The organism is Leptobacterium meishanense (assembly GCF_037645805.1).
Classification (GTDB): domain Bacteria; phylum Bacteroidota; class Bacteroidia; order Flavobacteriales; family Flavobacteriaceae; genus Leptobacterium_A; species Leptobacterium_A meishanense.
Genome location: NZ_JBBEXE010000005.1, coordinates 180,293 through 200,606, shown reverse-complemented (window position 1 = coordinate 200,606; position 20,314 = coordinate 180,293). Strand labels below are relative to the sequence as shown.

20 protein-coding genes are annotated in these 20,314 nt (G+C 36.3%); 12 read left to right on the top strand and 8 right to left on the bottom strand.

Annotation, left to right across the window (positions count from 1 at the left end):
• Positions 1 to 24 precede the first annotated feature (24 nt).
• Genes WBG21_RS06730 through WBG21_RS06720 form a run of 3 tightly spaced genes read left to right on the top strand, consistent with a single transcriptional unit; the run spans position 25 to position 2,974 of the window.
• Positions 25 to 951 carry a tetratricopeptide repeat protein gene (locus WBG21_RS06730; protein ID WP_340076106.1) on the top strand — a complete coding sequence of 309 codons (927 nt, stop codon included), beginning with the start codon at positions 25 to 27 and terminating at the stop codon, positions 949 to 951.
• A gap of 5 nt (positions 952 to 956) precedes the next feature.
• Positions 957 to 1,742 (top strand): lipoprotein insertase outer membrane protein LolB1, encoded by a 786-nt coding sequence (locus tag WBG21_RS06725; RefSeq protein ID WP_340076103.1) that lies wholly within the window; start codon positions 957 to 959, stop codon positions 1,740 to 1,742.
• A complete protein-coding gene (locus WBG21_RS06720; RefSeq protein WP_340076101.1) occupies positions 1,742 to 2,974 on the top strand; it encodes a murein hydrolase activator EnvC family protein in 1,233 nt (410 codons plus the stop codon). The genes WBG21_RS06725 and WBG21_RS06720 overlap by 1 nt, the downstream gene beginning before the upstream one ends.
• A gap of 72 nt (positions 2,975 to 3,046) precedes the next feature.
• Here WBG21_RS06720 and WBG21_RS06715 read toward each other — a convergent pair whose 3' ends face one another.
• Positions 3,047 to 3,559, bottom strand: a complete 513-nt coding sequence (locus tag WBG21_RS06715; protein WP_340076099.1) for an acyl-CoA thioesterase — start codon at positions 3,557 to 3,559, stop codon at positions 3,047 to 3,049.
• A 79-nt stretch (positions 3,560 to 3,638) separates the two neighbouring features.
• Positions 3,639 to 4,619: an HU domain-containing protein gene (locus WBG21_RS06710; RefSeq protein ID WP_340076097.1), complete on the bottom strand. Its 981-nt coding sequence runs from the start codon at positions 4,617 to 4,619 to the stop codon at positions 3,639 to 3,641.
• A gap of 73 nt (positions 4,620 to 4,692) precedes the next feature.
• Here WBG21_RS06710 and dprA point away from each other — a divergent pair, with 73 nt between their 5' ends.
• Positions 4,693 to 5,799 (top strand): DNA-processing protein DprA, encoded by a 1,107-nt coding sequence (dprA, locus tag WBG21_RS06705; protein ID WP_340076095.1) that lies wholly within the window; start codon positions 4,693 to 4,695, stop codon positions 5,797 to 5,799.
• On the opposite strand, the gene trpS is transcribed toward dprA, so the two are convergent.
• Entirely contained in the window at positions 5,796 to 6,764 is a 969-nt protein-coding gene (gene trpS, locus WBG21_RS06700) for a tryptophan--tRNA ligase (RefSeq protein WP_340076092.1), read from the bottom strand. The two genes, dprA and trpS, sit on opposite strands and share 4 nt — an antisense overlap.
• A 77-nt stretch (positions 6,765 to 6,841) precedes the next feature.
• Between trpS and WBG21_RS06695 the strand changes: the two genes are divergently transcribed.
• Entirely contained in the window at positions 6,842 to 7,582 is a 741-nt protein-coding gene (locus WBG21_RS06695; RefSeq protein ID WP_340076090.1) for a lysophospholipid acyltransferase family protein, read from the top strand.
• A gap of 61 nt (positions 7,583 to 7,643) precedes the next feature.
• Here the strand turns inward: WBG21_RS06695 and WBG21_RS06690 are convergent, their stop codons facing one another.
• The 4 genes from WBG21_RS06690 to recA form a co-directional block, all read right to left on the bottom strand.
• The gene (locus WBG21_RS06690) at positions 7,644 to 9,044 is read right to left on the bottom strand and encodes an outer membrane beta-barrel protein (RefSeq protein ID WP_340076088.1); all 1,401 of its coding nucleotides are present in this window, start codon (positions 9,042 to 9,044) and stop codon (positions 7,644 to 7,646) included.
• Positions 9,045 to 9,046: 2 nt separating this feature from the next.
• Positions 9,047 to 9,589 (bottom strand): RNA polymerase sigma factor, encoded by a 543-nt coding sequence (locus WBG21_RS06685; RefSeq protein ID WP_340076085.1) that lies wholly within the window; start codon positions 9,587 to 9,589, stop codon positions 9,047 to 9,049.
• 20 nt (positions 9,590 to 9,609) lie between these two features.
• Complete coding sequence (locus WBG21_RS06680) at positions 9,610 to 10,038, bottom strand: hypothetical protein (RefSeq protein WP_340076083.1); 429 nt, start codon at positions 10,036 to 10,038, stop codon at positions 9,610 to 9,612.
• A 90-nt stretch (positions 10,039 to 10,128) separates the two neighbouring features.
• Positions 10,129 to 11,133 carry a recombinase RecA gene (gene recA, locus WBG21_RS06675; RefSeq protein WP_340076081.1) on the bottom strand — a complete coding sequence of 335 codons (1,005 nt, stop codon included), beginning with the start codon at positions 11,131 to 11,133 and terminating at the stop codon, positions 10,129 to 10,131.
• Positions 11,134 to 11,505: 372 nt separating this feature from the next.
• Here recA and trhO point away from each other — a divergent pair, with 372 nt between their 5' ends.
• The 6 genes from trhO (at position 11,506) to WBG21_RS06645 (ending at position 18,047) form a co-directional block, all read left to right on the top strand.
• Positions 11,506 to 12,570, top strand: coding sequence for an oxygen-dependent tRNA uridine(34) hydroxylase TrhO (trhO, locus tag WBG21_RS06670; RefSeq protein WP_340076079.1), 1,065 nt, complete (start codon positions 11,506 to 11,508; stop codon positions 12,568 to 12,570).
• 78 nt (positions 12,571 to 12,648) lie between these two features.
• A complete protein-coding gene (locus tag WBG21_RS06665; protein WP_340076076.1) occupies positions 12,649 to 13,803 on the top strand; it encodes a PSP1 domain-containing protein in 1,155 nt (384 codons plus the stop codon).
• The gene (locus WBG21_RS06660) at positions 13,803 to 14,288 is read left to right on the top strand and encodes a gliding motility lipoprotein GldH (RefSeq protein ID WP_340076074.1); all 486 of its coding nucleotides are present in this window, start codon (positions 13,803 to 13,805) and stop codon (positions 14,286 to 14,288) included. Before WBG21_RS06665 ends, WBG21_RS06660 begins: the two co-directional genes overlap by 1 nt.
• Positions 14,289 to 14,294: 6 nt before the next feature.
• On the top strand, positions 14,295 to 16,628 hold the full coding sequence (locus WBG21_RS06655) for a penicillin-binding protein 1A (protein WP_340076072.1): 2,334 nt from the start codon (positions 14,295 to 14,297) through the stop codon (positions 16,626 to 16,628).
• Between the two features lie 32 nt (positions 16,629 to 16,660).
• On the top strand, positions 16,661 to 17,362 hold the full coding sequence (locus WBG21_RS06650) for a CoA transferase subunit A (protein ID WP_340076070.1): 702 nt from the start codon (positions 16,661 to 16,663) through the stop codon (positions 17,360 to 17,362).
• Positions 17,363 to 17,390: 28 nt separating this feature from the next.
• Entirely contained in the window at positions 17,391 to 18,047 is a 657-nt protein-coding gene (locus WBG21_RS06645) for a CoA transferase subunit B (RefSeq protein WP_340076068.1), read from the top strand.
• 3 nt (positions 18,048 to 18,050) lie between these two features.
• On the opposite strand, the gene dxs is transcribed toward WBG21_RS06645, so the two are convergent.
• Entirely contained in the window at positions 18,051 to 19,823 is a 1,773-nt protein-coding gene (dxs, locus tag WBG21_RS06640) for a 1-deoxy-D-xylulose-5-phosphate synthase (protein ID WP_340076389.1), read from the bottom strand.
• A gap of 38 nt (positions 19,824 to 19,861) precedes the next feature.
• Between dxs and WBG21_RS06635 the strand changes: the two genes are divergently transcribed.
• Positions 19,862 to 20,311, top strand: a complete 450-nt coding sequence (locus WBG21_RS06635) for a nucleoside deaminase (RefSeq protein ID WP_340076066.1) — start codon at positions 19,862 to 19,864, stop codon at positions 20,309 to 20,311.
• The last annotated feature ends 3 nt before the right edge of the window (positions 20,312 to 20,314 follow it).

Sequence of the window (20,314 nt, the reverse complement as noted above, 5' to 3'; positions counted from 1 at the left end):
ACCATATAAAAGAACAATAATTCCATGTATAAACGCTTATACATACTCATTTTTATAGGAGGAAGCCTATTGTTTCCCGCATCTTTGTATGCCCAAGAAGAGACAGCAGATATTACTAATGAAGGGAATGAAGATGCTTTCCAAGAATTTTTTTTTGAAGCACTTAAACAGCAAGGCATAGAAAACTATGAGAAAGCCATTGAAGCATTGTTAGAATGTAAAAAACTAGCACCTGAAAATGCTGTTATTGATTATGAATTAGGAAAAAACTATCTCCAACTAAACCAACACTATAAAGCAGAGGATCATATCCTAAAGGCGGTAAATGCTGTACCGGAAAATGAATGGTATTTAGATATGCTTTATAAAGTTTATGAAGCACAAAACAACATTCCGAAGGCCATAGTAGTACTTGAAAAGTTAGCCGATAAAAATATAAGCTATCAAGAAAGCTTAATTACACTGTATTCCAGAAACAATAATTATGAAAAAGCGATAGCCCTTATAGATGTACTTGATAAGGAATTTGGGAAAACTACAGTTAGAAAGAACCAACGCATACGGTTTCAACAAATGATAGAAAAAAAAGAGGAAACTACCGCGGAAAAAATCAATATCAAAAAAACGGAAGAGAACCCTATAGAGGCTATTCAAGCACAACTGGAAGAATTAATAGAAAACAATAATTATAATGAGCTGCTAAAAGTTACTATAGAAGCATTGGAGAGCTATCCTTCTCAGGCGATTTTTTATTACGCAAACGGATTAGCAAATAATAGGACAAAAAACTACAAGCAGGCAATTTCTTCCTTAAAAACAGCGTTAGATTTTTTAATAGACGATGAAGATTTGCAACAAAAAATATATGAAGAGTTAATAAAAGCATATAACGAACAGGGAGATACCAAGAAGGCCAATGAATATTTAAAGAGACAGAAGGGAGAATTGTAGTGAAGATGAAGAAGTATATAAAATATATTAAAGGGAGTATATATGCGACAGGACTCATTTTAATTTTTTATTCCTGTGGTACCAATAAAATAGTTGTGGAAGAAAAAGCAACAGATGCCCTTCCTGCCAGAACTATCATAAGGAACCATTACAATAATGAGCTTGCCTTTAAAACCATTCGCGGACGGATGAAAATTGACTATAATGATGGTGGTAAATCAGAAAGTTTTTCCTTAAGCATGCGTATGGAAAAAGATAAAGCCATATGGCTGAGCGCCACACTGTCACTCGTGAAAATATACATAACCCCAACACGGGTAAGCTTTTATAACAAATTAGACAATAGTTATTTTGATGGCGATTTTTCATACCTAAGCAATTTGCTAGGTACAGAAATGGATTTTAAAAAAGTACAAAACCTGTTGTTAGGCCAAGCCATATTTAATTTAAAAGAAGAAAAATATAAATCCTCCGTCTCAAATAACAATTACCAACTAAAACCCTCTAGGGACATTGAGCTATTTAAAAAACTATTTCTTATAAAACCAGGTAACTTTAAAATGGCGCTACAGCAAATAGCGCAACCCAATAGAAACCGGCTGTTGAACATTAACTATAAAACCTACCAGAAAGTAGACAACAAGTTAGTCCCTAATGAAATAATGATAGAAGCGGAGGAACAGACCAGTAAAATAAACATTGCTATAGAATACAGAAACATAGAATTTGATCAACGCGTATCTTTTCCTTACGCTATCCCAACAGGCTATAAAAGAATTGTATTGAACTAATGCAACAAAAACGAATTACACATAAGCACATTTTTTGGTGGATAGCATTAGTGCTTTTTACAGTTCAACTACCTGCTCAAACCGCTGAGCAAAAAGCATTAGAAGCACAAAAAGAACGTTTACAAAAAGAAATCCGCCAAATAAACGAACTGCTTTCTAAAGAACAGAAAGAGCGTAAAACAACTATTCAGCAAGTAGAAGACCTCTCCCAGAAGATAAATGTAAGAAGTGAACTTATACGTGTTACCAACCGTCAGGCAAATATTCTTAACCGACAGATCAATAATAACTTAAACAAGATTTCAAGCCTTCGGGAGGAGTTAGCAGCTCTCAAAGCCGATTATGCACAGATGATTCAAAAATCATACAAAAGCAAATCGCAACAAAGCAGATTGATGTTTTTACTGTCTTCTGATAATTTTTTTCAAGCCTACAAGCGGCTTCAGTATATGAAACAATACACTGATTACAGGAAAAAACAAGGAGAACAAATACAAGTCAAGACCATAGAATTGCAAACGCTCAATAAAGCGTTGGTAGCCCAACGAAAAGAAAAAGAAAAACTCATTACTGAAAACCGTAAAGAACAACAGCAATTAGAAAACGAAAAGAAAACACAAGAAAACTTATTGGCGGCTATTCGCAAAAATGAAAAACAATACAAATCGCAAATTGAAAAAAAGCGAAAAGAAACATTGGCCATTGATCGGCAAATTGAGAAACTTATTCGTGAAGCCATTGCAGAAGCCAACCGAAAAGCGGGAAAAACAGGAAATACCACCACATTTGCATTGACCCCTGAAGCAAAACTCATTGCCAACAATTTTGAAGCCAACAAAGGAAAACTCATTTGGCCGGTAGAAAAAGGCGTAAAGAAAAAAGGCTACGGAAGTTATGCAGACCCTGTATACCCCAACCTAAAACATTTCAATAACGGGGTTATTATTGCTACTGAAAAAAATGCAAGTGTGCGGGCTGTTTTTGATGGAGAGGTGTCGGCTATCATAGCAGTGCCCAACGGGAACAAAGCAGTGCAGGTACGGCATGGAAACTATATCTCTACCTATTACAACCTGTCGAGAATATTTGTAAAAAAAGGAGATAAAGTAAAAACCAAAGAAGTACTCGGCGAAATATTTACTAGTCCTTCTACCGGAAAAACCGAACTAAAATTTTTCCTCTACAGGGACACCAACCGCTTAAATCCTGAGAATTGGGTGTATAGGATGTAAAAAGAGCATCCCAATTTATATCATAAATCTCGAAAAAAATGCTTTAACCCAAAAAACTATTTAGATTAACAACTAATCTGTAAAGAGAGCTCTTAACTCTGTGGCATTTTTTGCCTTCATTTTCCCGGCAAGCACTAAGCTTAATTGTTTTCTGCGGAGTGCTGCTGCAAAACGTTCTTTTTCCAAATCGGTTTCGGGAATAAGCTCGGGAACTACCGTTGGGGTTCCGGTATCATCAACAGCTACAAATGTATAAATAGCCTCATTGGCCTTAGAACGAAGACCGGAGACCCGGTCCTCTATCCAAACATCTATAAAGATCTCCATAGAAGTTTTAAAAGCCCTTGAAACAGCAGCTTCTACTGTAACAACACTTCCTAGAGGAACAGCCTTGTTAAAAGCTACATGGTTTACCGATGCTGTTACCACAATACGGCGTGAATGCCGTTGTGCAGTAATGCTTGCACATCGGTCCATCCGGGCTAACAATTCGCCCCCAAAAAGGTTATTTAACGGGTTTGTTTCACTGGGAAGTACCATGTCCGTCATAATAGTCCTTGAATCACTGGGGTGTTTTGGCTGCATATCACAATTTTTTGCAAAGATACACGCTGTTAATTCAATTACCTAAAATAAATATGGGGAGTAAAATATAATTGGATAATTATTCTGCTACATATAGCCAAGCATCCCATGCTTCATTCCTTCGCGCATCCCTTAAAAAAGAAAGCGCTTCATCAGCGTCCCTAAAACTGGTATAAGCTACAATATGGAGGCCATACTTATTAATTCCAAGCCGCTTAGGTGTATAACCTTTAGCCGTAAGTTGGCGCATTCGTTTTTCAGCATTGCGTTCTATACGAAAAGCTCCGGCAATAACATGATAATTTGCGTTTTGGTTGGTCTCCTTTTGAGCATTTATGGCAATGGAAGGCAATTCTATAGGGGCTGCGTCAAAAAAGGTGGCTTGCTGAATGTTCTCTTCTACTTGTTTCTGTGCTTCTTTTTCAGCATACTGAATATTTTCTTGATAACGGTTTCGGAAATGTTTGACCCCTAGAAAGCTTCCTATGGAAAGAAGCACAAGTGCAATAGCAGCATATTTCAGATATGATTTTTTAGTACGCTGTTCAGGGGTAAAGAATATAGGCACTGCCGTTTCCATTTCAACGACCTCCTTTTTTAAAATTTCTCTTTCAACGGCATTAGACACGAAAGAATGTAGCCCGAAAGATGAGGCTAAATAATTAACAGCGTGAGTAGGCTTAAACTGAATTTTGAGAGCTTCATTAAGCCATAATTCGCCAATATCTTTGAGGATTAACGTTTCTTTTTTCTCAAGAGTGGTTTTCCAATTAGCAACGTATCTCTCTATTTTGCTCAATGCCTTTTCATACGAAATGTCTTCTACGTCAGCCATGTATTTAGCGAGCAATCCGTCATTAGAGATAAGCTGTGCATTAAAAGACAACACTTTGGACGGAGGATAAAATGCATGGATAGTATGATGTACTTGCGCGGGCTTATGATGTGCCAAAAAAGCTCCGAAACCCGGAACAGTAACACATTCATACCGATATAGTAAATCACTTATATAATTAGACACTCTCATCATCACAAATATGGGGAAAAATTCGATAGGCATAAAAGTTTATCAAGAAGTTTTTATTAACACTATTTATTTAGGTTCTTTGCAACGATATAATTACGGTATATAAATGACAGAAAAAACATTAATATCTTTCTTGGCATTACAACATGCACCTACCATTGGTGATATAACAGCAAAAAAACTTATTGTTGCTTGCGGTGCTGCAGAGGCTGTTTTTGAAGAAAAAAAGCGAACACTTTTAAAAATTGATGGAATTGGAGAGCGAACAATTGCTAAACTATTTGATACAGTTCATTTTAAAGCAGCGGAGAGAGAATTAAAATTCATTAAAGACAATAATATTAAGTGTTTTTCCTTCGAAGAGACCGAATATCCGGAACGATTAAAACATTGTGTAGATGGCCCCATCCTTATTTTTTGTAAAGGAAATATAGCTATCCATAAGGAAAGAAAAATAATCAGCATTGTAGGCACACGTCAAAATACTTCTTATGGAACCACCTTTTGTGAGCAACTATTGGAGGAAATAGCGCCATTAGATCCTATTATTGTAAGTGGCTATGCATATGGGATTGATATTGTAGCACATAGAGCAGCCATAAAAAATGGGCTGCAAACCATAGGTTGCTTGGCGCACGGGTTAAACCAAATATATCCCAAAGTTCACGAGCGGTATAATAACCAAATGGAAGCAAATGGAGGGTTTATTACCGATTTTTGGAGTACTAGCAATCCCGACAGGGAGAACTTTTTAAAACGGAATCGTATTATTGCAGGTTTATCAGAGGCAACCATTGTTATAGAATCAGCAGAAAAAGGGGGAAGCTTAGTGACCGCAGATATTGCACATTCATACAACCGTGAAGTATTTGCAGTTCCCGGAAGAAATACGGATAAGTTTAGTGAAGGGTGTAATAACCTAATCAAATCACAAAAAGCACATATGCTTACTTCAGCAGCAGATTTGGTCTATATTTTAGGATGGGATATTGATGAGAAAAAGAAAAATGTAATTCAGAAAAAGCTATTTTCAGAATTAGATACTTCGGAAAAAAAAGTGTACAGCTTCCTAGAAAAAAAAGGAAAAAAACTTTTAGATGAAATAGCTTTGGAATGTCAGTTGCCAATTCACAAGACCTCAACATTGTTGCTCAACATGGAATTAAAGGGAGCCGTAAGGCCACTTCCGGGGAAGTTATTTGAAGCAATTTAATAGCCTACTTTTTCCCGAACTCTTTTTAAGACACTATTGGCTACTTCCTTAGCTTTTGTGGCTCCTTTTGCTAAAATAGTATCTATTTCATCTAAGTGGGACATATAATAATTAAAACGTTCACGCTCTTCAGCAAAACGGTTTATTAATGATTCATACAGGGCTTGCTTGGCATGACCGTAGCCATAACCTCCTTTTAAATAGTTTTCTCGCATAGCGGCAACTTCCTCAGTAGTAGCGACAATTTTGTATAATGCAAAAACAGTATCCTTATCCGGATTTTTCGGTTTTTCCAAAGGGGTGCTGTCCGTTTCAATTTGCATAATTTGTTTACGCAATTGTTTATCAGGGAGAAATAAATTGATAGTATTGTTTTTACTCTTGCTCATTTTTTCTCCATCAATGCCGGGAACGAGCATTGTGTTTTCTTGTAAATTAGCTTCTGGTAAAACAAAAGTTTCTCCCATCTTAGTATGAAACCGTGAGGCAACATCACGGGTCATTTCTATATGTTGGAGCTGGTCTTTCCCTACAGGAACAATATCTGCGTCATATAACAAAATATCAGCAGCCATCAGCATAGGATAGGTGAATAAACCGGCATTTACATCTTCTAAACGGTCAGCTTTATCTTTAAAAGAATGTGCCAACGTTAACCGCTGATAAGGGAAGAAGCAACTCAAATACCAGGCAAGTTCTGTTACTTGGGGGATATCACTCTGGCGATAAAAAACTGTTTTTTCAGTATCTAGTTGAAAAGCAAGCCATGCGGCGGCTGTGGCATACGTATTGGCTCTTAACGCTTCACCATTTTTTATTTGGGTGAGCGAATGCATATCAGCGATAAACAGAAAAGAATCATTATCCGGATTTTTGGCCATTTCAATAGCCGGTAAAATAGCACCTAAAATATTGCCCAAATGTGGAGTGCCTGTACTTTGTATACCTGTAAGTATTCGTGCCATAGGATATTCTATTCAAACAAGAGACAAAGGTAACGGATTTGACAAAAACGAAGGTTAAAATTGTTACTTTTGAGAATATGATATTCTTAGCAAAGGCAATTTTCTATAGCTTATGGCGGGCATGGTTTTATGTATTGGTAGGAATTCCTATTATCATTTTTTTTCCGGTGTTGTTGATATTATCATCTAATGAAAAACTATATCCGCAATTTTTTTGGGTAGCTCGTAATATATGGGCAAATATCATCCTTTATGGAATGGGCTTTTTTCCAATTATTAAGGCTGAAGAACAAATAGTTAGAGGGAAAAGCTATATGTTGATTGCCAACCATACAAGTATGATTGATATTATGCTGATGCTAAAAGCTTCTAAAAACCCATTTGTGTTTGTAGGGAAAAAAGAATTGGTGAAAATGCCAATTTTTGGGTTCTTCTATAAACGGGTAAGTATATTAGTAGACAGAAGCAGTGCTAGGAGTAGGACTGCAGTTTATGAAAGGGCAAAAGCCCGATTAAATGAAGGCTTAAGTATTTGTATATTCCCTGAGGGAGGAGTTCCGGACGAATCCGTTTTTTTAGATAAGTTTAAAGATGGTGCCTTCCGGCTTGCAATTGAATATCAAATACCTATTGTACCGATTACATTTGTTGATAATAAAAAACGGTTCCCTTATACTTTTATGAAAGGAAGCCCTGGGAAAATGCGGTGCATTATTCATAATTTTATTAAAACAGAAGGGCTATCGCTTGTCAACAAAAATGAGATTAAAGAAAAATCCAAAAAAATCATTTACAATCAATTAAAAAAGCCATTCTAGTAATTAGAATAGCTTTTTTATCATTGCTTTTCAGTAAAAGAAAAGTATGAAACAATTTATATTAAAACCTAAAACTAAATCCTGTATAAATGCCTAACGAATAGGGTTTAAAACCACCATCACTGTTAGAAAATGTGTTTAATTGATATTTGAACATAGGTTCTATGTTAATTTTGAGCTTATTTGATAATGGATAATCGATACCTAGACCTATGTTAGTACTAAAGTTGGTAGCATTTAAATTATTAGCCTCTCCTATTTCAGCATCGATATTATCAGAATCTATAGAAATAGTATTGTCCATTAGAAAGAGTGAACTTATCCCACCGATGAGATTTAAGCCCAGTTTTTTGTCAACAATTCGGTAGCTTAACTCTAAAGGAACTTCTATATAGCCCATTTCTTGAACTAAGACACCCGTAATTTCAGCAGGCCTAGCAGAAGTTTCAAGAGCTATGATTGGTGAAATAGTTTTATTTGCGTCGTCTAGTATAAAGGAGTTGGTATTATTATTTACTATGGTTTCCACTTGTGCCAAAGGCCTCAAAGAAACATCATTAGTATTATAACCGTAATCAACTTTATTGATTCCGGACCGGATACTTAGGCGGTCATTTAATTGATATGTAACAGTAATCCCATAGCTTAGGTTTACATTTCCGGATTTTGAATTATCAGAAAGCTGTCTGCTAATTGGGGATCCTTCTCCTATAGTATTATAATATACAGGCGCAATTACTGGAGAAATACTCCATTTTTTATTTTTGGTTTCTGCTGTTACGGTTTCTTCTTCTTTATGTTGTTCTTCTATAATATCTAGCAATGATTTTTTCTGGTTCTTTACATCTGTGTTATTCACAACAGTTGCTGCTTTTTTGTCTGGTATGGTATCTTGAAGAGTGGCTTCTGATAATTTAGCTATTTCTTTCTCATTTTTAGATTCTTTATCAGAGATTGTATGGGTTATTTGCCTGTCATGTATTGTGGCTAATAGCTTTTCAGACCGCTCTGATTGAATAGTAGAAACAGAATCTCTTATGGTCACATACGCTCTTTTATTTGGCTTAGATGAGGTTTTTTGAAAAAGTGGGTTCTTAGAGTTTTCATTTTCTTTAGATGTGAGAGAAGAAACAACATTTTTATTATTTCCTATTGAATCGATAGGGATAGTAGTGACTGGATCAGTATTGGTTTTTTTCTCATTTTCTTTTTGGGTGTCAACAATGATGTTTTTTTGGGGAGAATGATCATTGTTATTGATTAATAAATTATATCCTATGGAGAAAAGAAGAGCAACCAGTGCTGCGACGCCACCTAGTTTCCACCAAATAGGAATGATTCTTCGGGACTTTTTCTTTTCTAGCTTTTCTTCGATACGTTTCCAAAAAGTATCGCTAGGGGAAACGTTGAAGTCCCTAAACTTTTCCCGAAATAACCGATCTATATTTTTCTTATCACCCATAGTTAAAGTGATTCCGTTTTTTTATTTGTTAAATCTTTTTCAATAGTATTTTTTAAAATCATTCGAGCCCTAGACAAATTTGACTTTGAGGTACCTTCTGATATATTCAACTTTTCGGCAATTTCCTTATGTGAAAAACCATCAATTACATACAGATTAAAAACAGCCTGGTACCGATCAGGTAATTTTTGAATCAATTTGAGTAAATAGTTTATGTCTAGGTGGCTACCTTCAATAATTACTTCTGTATCTTCCTCCACTTCGTCAGAGATTAAATCGAAAACTCTTTCTTTTCGGAATTTCTGAAGCACAGTATTTATAGCAATTCTACACATCCACCCTTCAAAAGAGCCTTTGTGTTTGTAGCGCCCTATTTTGTCAAAAATAGTCAGGAAACTATCCTGCAAACTATCTTCAGCATCAGCTTTATTTTTAGAATATCGTAAACAGATACTGTATATTTTACTGCCAAACAATTTATATAGCTGTTGCTGTGCTTTTCTATCTTGATTTTTACAATCCTCTATGAGCTTTTCTATCTGCACGCAATCTTATAAATATACTTTTAGCCATTGTTTTCAGAAATAACAACGGGAACTTCCAAAATTAAATAAACAGGATCACCATTTTCATCAATACCTTGCCAAAAACGAAACGTATAAACGCCTTCATTAACTACAAAAAAGTCAAAAGAGACCTCTATCTGTTCATCTATAAATTCTTCACAGGTATCATCTTCCAGTACAGAATTAATAATGGCAACGGTTCTTAAATTATTCTCCCCTCTTACAAAATCAAACCCTTCAAAAAAGTGACAAGTAGTAGGCCTGAAGTAGGTTAATAGTATTTCATAGGTTTCCCCTAGTTCAAAAAATTCTGGCAAAGTGGCTGTTGAAATAGGAATAGCTTCAAAAGAAAAGTTCCGGTTATCATCATTTAAATCACATGAAATAATGACTACTATAACAGCAAATAGTAGAATAATTTTTTTCATAATACGGCACATATTTTTTATAATAGATGCAGAAAACTTAAAAAGGTTGCGTCTAAAGCTAAAAAAATCCCGAATTTTCGGGATTGTCTTTTATTGAATGGCTTTTAAAGCTTCTTTAATTTTAGTTTCGAGCTCTTCTAGCAATTCGGGATTGTCTTCCAATAAGAGCTTTACAGCATCGCGGCCTTGCCCTAGTTTGGTGTCACCATAGCTGAACCAGGAACCACTTTTCTTGATGATTCCATAATTGACACCAAGGTCTAATATTTCACCAACCCTGGAAATCCCTTCCCCGTACATAATATCAAACTCAGCAGTTTTAAACGGAGGGGCCACTTTATTTTTTACCACTTTTACGCGGGTTTTATTACCGGCCACTTCACCATTGTTGTCTTTTATCTGAGTAGAACGACGAATATCTAATCTGACGGAAGCATAAAATTTTAAAGCATTTCCTCCGGTAGTAGTTTCCGGGTTACCAAACATAACCCCAATTTTTTCACGAAGTTGATTAATGAAAATCACAGTACAGTGGGTTTTGCTTATAGTTGAAGTAAGCTTTCTAAGAGCTTGTGACATTAACCGGGCATGCAATCCCATTTTAGAATCACCCATCTCCCCTTCTATTTCACTTTTTGGTGTAAGGGCAGCTACAGAATCAATCACTACAATATCAATTGCTCCGGATCTAATAAGGTTTTCTGCAATTTCCAGCGCCTGCTCTCCGTTGTCAGGTTGTGATATAATAAGGTTGTCAATATCTACTCCAAGTTTTTCTGCATAGAAACGGTCAAAAGCATGTTCTGCATCAATAAAAGCAGCAATTCCACCGGCTTTTTGAGCCTCTGCAATAGCATGGAGCGTGAGTGTTGTTTTTCCAGAAGACTCCGGACCATAGATTTCTATAACACGCCCTCTGGGGTAACCGCCTACTCCCAAAGCAATATCTAAGCCAATAGAACCGGAAGGGATTACTTCTACTTCTTCTACTACACTATCACCAAGCTTCATTACGGCACCTTTTCCGTAAGTTTTATCGAGTTTGTCTAATGTTAATTTTAAGGCTTTTAGTTTTGCATCTTTTTCAGAACTCATCAGTATATTTTCTAAATAATTTTGTTGTGCTAAAATACTATTTCTTTTTTCAGAATACAACGTGTTGCGCAACCTTTTTAAGTTTTCTGCATCTTACTAATACAAGGGGATACTGATAATGAAATTTTTTAAAAAGACATTTTTAATTAATTGCCAAATGCTTGCTATTTCTGTTTCGGCAAATAGCAGGTTAGATGGTGGCTAGCTGACGTTATATTTTGATTTGAAAATTTGATAATGAAAAATCTAATAATAACGAATTAGCTGTAAAAAGCATTTAAGGAATGTTCCTTAAATGCTTTTTGTTTGCTTAAAGTATAATAAAGCAATAATTTTGTAAAAACTATTCTTTAACCTTAAAAACCGTATAGCATGCAACTGTACAACACTTTAAGTGCTAAAGAAAGAGCAGCACTTATTGAAAAAGCTGGCAAAGATCGGTTGACGCTCTCTTTCTATAAGTACCACAACATTAAAAACCCTGAAATTTTCAGAAACCATTTGTTTATTGCTTGGAATGGAATGGATGTTCTTGGCCGTATATATATTGCCAAAGAAGGGATCAATGGCCAACTGTCTGTGCCAGCAGAAAACTTTGAAAAATTCAAAACACATTTGGACAGTATTACATTCTTGGAAAATGTAAGGCTAAATATTGCCGTGGAACAAGACAATAAATCATTTTTAAAATTGAAAGTAAAAGTCCGTGATAAGATTGTGGCGGATGGATTAAATGATGATACGTTTGATGTTACAGACAAAGGAACTCATGTGGCAGCTGAAAAATTTAACGAACTTATTGAAGACCCTGATACAGTATTGGTAGATATGAGAAACCATTACGAAAGCGAAATAGGACACTTTAAAAATGCCATTACCCCCGATGTGGACACCTTTAGAGAGTCATTACCCATTATTGAAGAGGACCTTAATGACTATAAAGAGAGTAAAAAATTGGTTATGTACTGTACTGGAGGGATAAGATGTGAAAAGGCAAGTGCATATTTTAAACATAAAGGATTTAAAGATGTATATCAACTAGAGGGGGGGATTATAAATTATGTTCGTCAAGTAAAAGAAAAAGGATTGGAAAATAAATTTTTAGGTAAAAACTTTGTGTTTGATGACCGCAGAGCAGAGCAAATTTCTGATGAAATAATTGCCTCATGCCACCAGTGTGGAAACCCTTGCGACATGCATGTTAACTGTGCCAATGAAGGGTGCCACTTGCTTTTTATTCAATGCGAAGTATGTGCAGAGAAAATGAACCAATGTTGCTCAGAAAAATGCAAAGAGATAGTAGCATTGCCCTATGAAGAGCAAAAGAAACTTCGAAGAGGCAAAACCGTATCAAATAAAATATTTAAAAAAGGACGTTCAAAAGTGTTGAAATTCAAAAAAAACACCATAAAAAAAGCACTAATATCATCTGAATAAATAACACTATCTTTACGTTTTTAGAAATTAAATGATAAACCTATTCCGTGATAAAAACCTCGGATTAATATAAAAAATATGGGTTGCACAAATTGTTCAACCGGGAAAGACGGAAAGCCTGGAGGATGTAGAAATAATGGTACTTGTGGGACAGATAGCTGTAATAAATTAACTGTTTTTGATTGGCTGTCTAATATGGCGCTCCCTGCCGGTCAAGAACCATTTGATTGTGTAGAAGTCCGGTTTAAAAATAGCAGAAAAGAATTTTTCAGGAACACAAAAAACCTTCCATTGGTTATTGGTGATATTGTTGCTACGGAAGCACCTTCCGGTCATGATATAGGTATTGTAACATTGACAGGAGAATTGGTAAGGGTTCAAATGAAAAAGAAAAAAACCAATTGGAAAGACGAAACCCTCCCGAAAATTTACCGGAAAGCATCAGAACGGGATGTTGATAAATGGTCTTCAGTAAGAAACAGGGAAGAAGAGGTTCAAAAGCGATCCCGGGAATTAGCCATTACATTAGGCCTAGAAATGAAAATATCAGATGTAGAGTTTCAAGGAGATGGCTCAAAAGCAATTTTTTACTACACAGCAGAGGGGCGGGTAGATTTTCGACAGCTGATCAAAGAAATGGCGAGAGTATTTGGAACGCGTATTGAAATGCGACAGATAGGCCTTCGCCAAGAAGCATCGCGTCTCGGGGGTATTGGCTCTTGTGGCAGGGAATTGTGTTGCTCTACATGGTTAACTGATTTCAGGTCTGTAAGCACATCAGCAGCACGATATCAACAATTATCTTTAAACCCTCAAAAGCTGGCAGGTCAATGTGGCAAGCTAAAATGCTGTCTTAATTATGAATTAGACGCTTACTTAGACGCTATACAAAATTTTCCAAAACAAGAGATAAAATTAAATACTGAGAAAGGAAGAGCAATATGTCAAAAAGTGGATATTTTCAAAAGCCTTCTTTGGTATGCATATGAAGACAATGTATCTAACTGGTATAGATTAACAACAGAACAAGTTAATGAGATTATTGAAATAAATAAATCAGGAGAAAAAATCACTAGCTTGGAGGAACATGAATCAGAATTCACTGAAGAAAATAAGAAAGGCTTTGAAAATGTCGTTGGACAAGATAGCCTGACACGATTTGACAGGCCTAAAAAGCGAAGGAGAAAGAATAAGAAACGGAGGAATAAAAACTATAAAAAAGCATCAAAATAATGCTAAAGAAAGGGCTATTTCTTTTCTTGTTAATACTATTTCATTCCTGTAATACTAATACAGTGTTTTCAGAATACCAGTCCATAGAAAAAGGGTGGAATAAAAACAAGAAAATCACGTTTTCTTTTCAAGCACCCGATACTATAGGCAATTATGATATGTTTATCAATCTCAGAAATGATGAAAACTATAAGTATAACAATCTTTTTTTGATTGTGGAGATGAGATTTCCCAATTCAGAAGTAATTTCTGATACTTTAGAGTATGAAATGGCAAAATCTTCAGGGGAATGGTTAGGAAAAGGATTTACATCATTAAAAGAGAGTAAACTGTGGTACAAAGAAGCAGTTACCTTTCCAATATCAGGGGAATATGAAGTTCATATAGAACATGCCATGAGGTCAAATGGAAGTATTGAAGGAGTTTCTGTATTAGAAGGGATTAATGATGTAGGCATTGAAATAGAAAAAGTAATTAAAAATTAGTCCGGAATGACTAAAAAATCTGTAAAAAAGAAATCCGATCAGCAAAAAAATCTTTTCAAAAGATATATTGTATGGTTTTGGAGGTTGTTTGCCGGATTTATAGGAATAACTGTACTTGTCTTTTTATTAGCGTCATGGGGTGTTTTCGGAAAGATGCCTACGTTTGAGATATTAGAAAACCCTAAGACCAATCTTGCAACAGAAATTATTTCATCAGATGGAAAAACATTAGGGAAGTTTTACTTTAATGATAATAGAACCCCTATTTCATATAACGACTTACCAAAATATTTAGTAGACGCCTTAGTTGCTACGGAAGACGAACGTTATTACAAACATTCGGGAATAGATGTTCGTGGTACACTCAGGGCATTTGTTTTTCTAGGAACTAAAGGAGGGGCAAGTACCATATCGCAACAATTGGCGAAGTTATTATTTACCGAAAGAGCATCTAACAATATAGCTGCCAGAGTATTACAAAAAATTAAAGAATGGATTATTGCCACACGACTAGAGCGTCAATATACAAAACAAGAGATTATTGCAATGTATTTCAATATTTACGATTTTAATTATAATGCAGATGGAATACGCTCTGCAGCACGTATCTATTTCGGAAAAGAACCACACGAGCTAAAAATAGAAGAGTCAGCGGTATTGGTGGGAATGCTAAAAAATTCATCTTTATACAACCCGATTCGACGTCCTGAAATGGTAAAGCAAAGGAGAAATGTTGTTTTGAAACAAATGCATAAAAATGGATACATTGCTAAAAATGAAAAAGATTCCCTCCAAAAACTCCCTCTGGAGATAAATTTCACTCCCGAATCACATAAAGAAGGCACTGCTACTTATTTTAGAGAATACTTAAGGGGGTATTTATTGGACTGGATTGAAAAAAACCCTAAAAAAGATGGATCAAAATACAATATCTATCTTGATGGCTTAAAAATATACACAACCATAGATTCACGCATGCAAAAATATGCAGAAGAATCAGTGGAAGAGCATATGAAGCGCCTTCAAAAAGAGTTTTTTGTCCAAAATACGTTGGTCAGAAACCCCACAGCCCCATTTACAGGGGTTACCAATGAAGAAATAAAAGGCATTTACGAGCGTTCTATGCGCCAGTCGGAACGTTGGCGAGTATTGAAGCTACAAGGAAAAAGTGAAGAAGAAATAAAAGCTTCCTTCAATAAAAAGACAGAGATGACTGTATTTAGTTGGGGTGGCGAAATAGATACAGTAATGACACCCTTAGACTCTATAAAGTATTATAAATATTTTCTTCGTACAGGAATGATGTCTATGGAACCCAGAACAGGTCATGTTAAAGCGTGGGTAGGAGGAGTGGACTATAGGCACTTCAAATACGACCAGGTAATACAAGGAGCACGGCAAGCAGGCTCTACCTTTAAACCGTTTGTATATGCTACGGCGATTGATCAGTTACATATGTCCCCTTGTGACTCCCTGCCTGATGTGTTACATTGTATAGAAGCTAATAAATATGGGAATATGGAACCATGGTGTCCTAAAAATTCAAGTGGTGAATATTCCGGAAAAATGAGAACACTTAAGAATGCATTAGCAAACTCGGTCAATACCATTACAGCGAGATTAATGGACAAAGTAGGTCCTGAACCGGTAGTAAACTTGAGCCGTAAACTGGGCATTACATCAGATCTTTTAGCCGTTCCTTCTATTGCTTTGGGCACACCAGATATTACTGTATATGAAATGGTAGGTGCATATGGAACCTTTGCCAATAAAGGAGTATATGTGAAGCCTGTTATGGTGACCCGTATCGAGGACAAGAATGGAACCATTTTATTCGAATATGTTCCTGAAACAAAAGATGTTTTAAGTGAAGAAATAGCCTATACAACAGTAAACTTATTAGAGGGGGTCACAGAAGCAGGGTCGGGGATGAGACTAAGGCATACCTTTGCAAAAGACCGGACAGAATATAAAGAAATTATTACGGGCTATCCTTATGAATTTAAAAACGCTATTGCCGGTAAAACAGGGACCACACAAAACCAAAGTGACGGCTGGTTTATGGGAATGGTTCCTAATTTGGTCACGGGTGTATGGGTAGGAGGGGAAGACCGGGCTACACATTTCAAAACCATCACCTACGGACAAGGAGCAAGTATGGCACTTCCTATATGGGCATTGTACATGAAAAAATGTTATGAAGATGAAGAACTGAATGTTTCCAAAGAGGATTTTGAGGCTCCTGAAGAGCTAAGTATAGCTGTAGATTGTACCAAAGAACTAACAAATGAGGAGCTTATAGAAGTGGATGATGAAGAATTTGAAGAGTTAGACTTTTAAAAGATAGATTGTTTCATAAATTTTTAGCCTAAATGATTAACAAAAAAGTAAGTTCAGTAGAAGAGGCCCTTGAAGGAGTCAAAGATGGAATGACCTTCATGTTAGGAGGGTTTGGACTGTGTGGGATTCCTGAGAATAGCATATCCGAATTAGTAAAACGCGAAATAAAAGATATTACTTGTATTTCTAACAATGCCGGAGTGGATGATTTTGGTTTAGGACTGCTACTACAAAAACGTCAGATAAAAAAAATGGTATCTTCCTATGTGGGAGAGAATGATGAATTTGAACGGCAAATGTTGAGTGGTGAGTTAGAGGTGGAGTTAATACCACAAGGAACTTTAGCAGAACGCTGCCGGGCAGCGCAATCAGGTTTTCCGGTTATTTATACTCCTGCCGGTTATGGAACAGAAGTAGCAGAAGGTAAGGAAACGAGAGAATTTGATGGTAAGATGTATGTGCTAGAGCATGCTTTTAAAGCAGACTTTGCCTTTATAAAAGCATGGAAAGGCGATGAAGCAGGAAACTTGATCTTTAAAGGAACAGCCAGAAACTTTAACCCATGTATGTGTGGGGCAGCAAAAATAACAATAGCAGAAGTAGAAGAGCTATTGCCTGCAGGAAGTTTAGACCCTGACCATATCCATATCCCGGGAATATTTGTACAGAGAGTATTTCAAGGGAAAAACTATGAAAAGAGAATAGAACAACGCACGGTTCGATCTAGAGATTAAAAAACTACATTAATAAAATCAGTAAATAATGTCATTAGACAAAATAGGCATTGCCAAGCGGATAGCGAAAGAACTAAAAGATGGATATTATGTAAACCTTGGGATCGGAATCCCAACTTTAGTTGCCAACTATATCCCGGATGGAATAGAAGTAGAATTTCAAAGTGAAAATGGTGTTTTAGGAATGGGGCCATTCCCGTATGAAGGAGAAGAAGACCCCGATATTATCAATGCAGGGAAACAAACCATTACGACATTGCCCGGAGCCTCCTTTTTTGATTCTGCAATGAGTTTTGGAATGATCCGAGGACAACATGTACACCTTACTATTTTAGGAGCTATGGAAGTAGCTGAAAATGGTGATATAGCCAATTGGAAAATTCCAGGGAAAATGGTAAAAGGAATGGGAGGGGCAATGGATTTAGTAGCTTCAGCAAAAAATATTATAGTGGCGATGATGCATACTAATAAAGCTGGAGAATCCAAGCTTTTGAAACGTTGTACATTACCATTAACAGGCGTTAACTGTATTAAAAAAGTAGTGACTAACTTGGCAGTATTGGATATTACTGATAGAGGGTTCAAATTATTAGAAAGAGCTCCGGGGGTTTCTGTAGAAGAAATACAAAAGGCTACAGAAGGAACGCTTATTGTAGAAGGTGATATTCCTGAAATGAAGATATAGCACTTATAAACTATTTAAAAGAATTCTTTTTATTGATAGAACATCAATTCCCGCAACTTTATACAGGTCAGTAATATTTCCTTGTTCAATAAAAACGTCCGGAACACCAAGTCGCTGAACAGTGATTTTATAACCGTGCCGTGCCATAAATTCCAAAATGGCACCTCCGAAGCCACCGTTTATGACACCATCCTCTATGGTGATAATTTTTTGATAAACAGCACAAATTTTATGAAGTAGCTCCTCATCTAAAGGTTTTACAAAACGCATGTCATAGTGTGCTATTCTTGAATTGTCAGGAATTTCATGAAGCGCTGAGGTAACATTATTAGCAATGCTTCCGATACTTAAAATAGCAATATCAGTTCCTTTTTTTAGCTGTGTTGCTTTTCCGATAGGAATATTTCCAAAGGGTGTCCTCCAATCAGTGACGGTTCCCCTGCCCCTAGGGTAACGGATAGCAATGGGATGTTCTAATCCAAGCTGAGAAATATGCATAATATTACGCAATTCCTGTTCATTTCTTGGAGCAAAAATGATAAGATTGGGAATGCACCTTAAATAAGCTAAGTCAAAAACCCCATGATGTGTAGCACCATCTTCACCTACTAAGCCTGCACGGTCTATACAAAAAATAACCGGAAGGTTTTGTAATGCAACATCATGAATCACTTGATCATATGCACGTTGTAAAAAAGTAGAATAAATGGCACAGAAAGGAATGAGCCCTTGTGTAGCCATTCCGGCAGCAAGTGTCACAGCATGTTGTTCGGCAATACCTACATCAAAAGCCCTATCAGGAAATGTTTCTATCATATATTTAAGAGAGCTTCCGGTAGGCATTGCAGGGGTAATACCCACAATTTTTTCGTTTTTTTCAGCCAATTCAACCAATGTATGCCCAAAGACATCTTGGTATTTTGAAGGTAAACCGTCTTCTGCTTTAGGAGCAATAACCCCTGTTTTTCTATCAAATTTTCCGGGAGCATGATAGCGTATTTGATCTTCCTCAGCTTGCTTTAACCCTTTTCCTTTGGTAGTAACAATATGCAAAAAACGAGGCCCTTTTTTGTGTTTTAACCTTTTTAATTCATTTATCACTACTTCAATATCATGCCCGTCAATAGGACCGGAATAATCAAAATTCAAGGCCTTAATAATATTATTTTGAGCCAGTTTTTTATTTGATTTTACTTCTGTGAGGTATTTTTTTAAAGCCCCTACACTAGGATCAATTCCCATAGCATTGTCATTAAGGATTATAAGGAGGTTGGCATCCGTTACACCGGCATGGTTTAACCCCTCAAAGGCCATTCCGCTCGCGATGGATGCATCGCCGATAACAGCAATGTGAGTTTTTTCATAATCACCTTTTATATTTGAGGCCAATGCCATTCCTAAAGCTGCAGAAATGGAGGTAGATGAATGGCCTGTCCCAAAAACATCATAGGTACTTTCACTTCGCTTTGGGAAGCCACTGATGCCACCGAATTGTCTGTTTGTATGAAAAAGATCTTTTCTCCCTGTCAAAATTTTATGCCCGTAAGCTTGATGCCCTACATCCCATATCAACATATCATCAGGTGTATCAAAAACATAATGAAGTGCTATGGTAAGCTCTATTACACCTAAACTGGCTCCTAGGTGCCCTTCTTTTACGGAGACAATGTCAATAATAAACTCACGAAGTTCTTTTGCCAATTGGAGGAGTTGGGAAATAGAAAACCCACGGAGGTCTTCAGGAGAATGGATATGATCTAGCAATTTATCAGGCATACAACAAAAGTAAGGCATGAAATTGTATTTTTGTTTTAATGGAAACTATTTTTGACGATACCTACTTTATGAAAAAAGCCCTTCAAGAAGCGGCAATTGCTTTTGAAAAAGGAGAAATTCCGGTAGGGGCGCTTATTGTGATAGATAACCGGATTATTGCAAGAGGGCATAACCTTACGGAAACTTTGAATGATGTAACCGCTCATGCTGAAATGCAAGCCATAACAGCCGCTGCTAACTTTTTAGGGGGAAAATATTTAAAAGATTGTACATTATATGCAACACTGGAACCATGTCAAATGTGTGCAGGGGCACTATATTGGAGCCAGATATCGAAAATAGTTTATGGAGCAAAAGATGAACAGCGTGGTTTTACTGCAATGAAAGCGAAGTTACACCCTAAAACAGAGGTCATAGGGGGTATTATGGAAGAAGAGGCCAGCCAATTATTAAAAAAGTTTTTTATACAAAAAAGAAACCTTAACTAATAA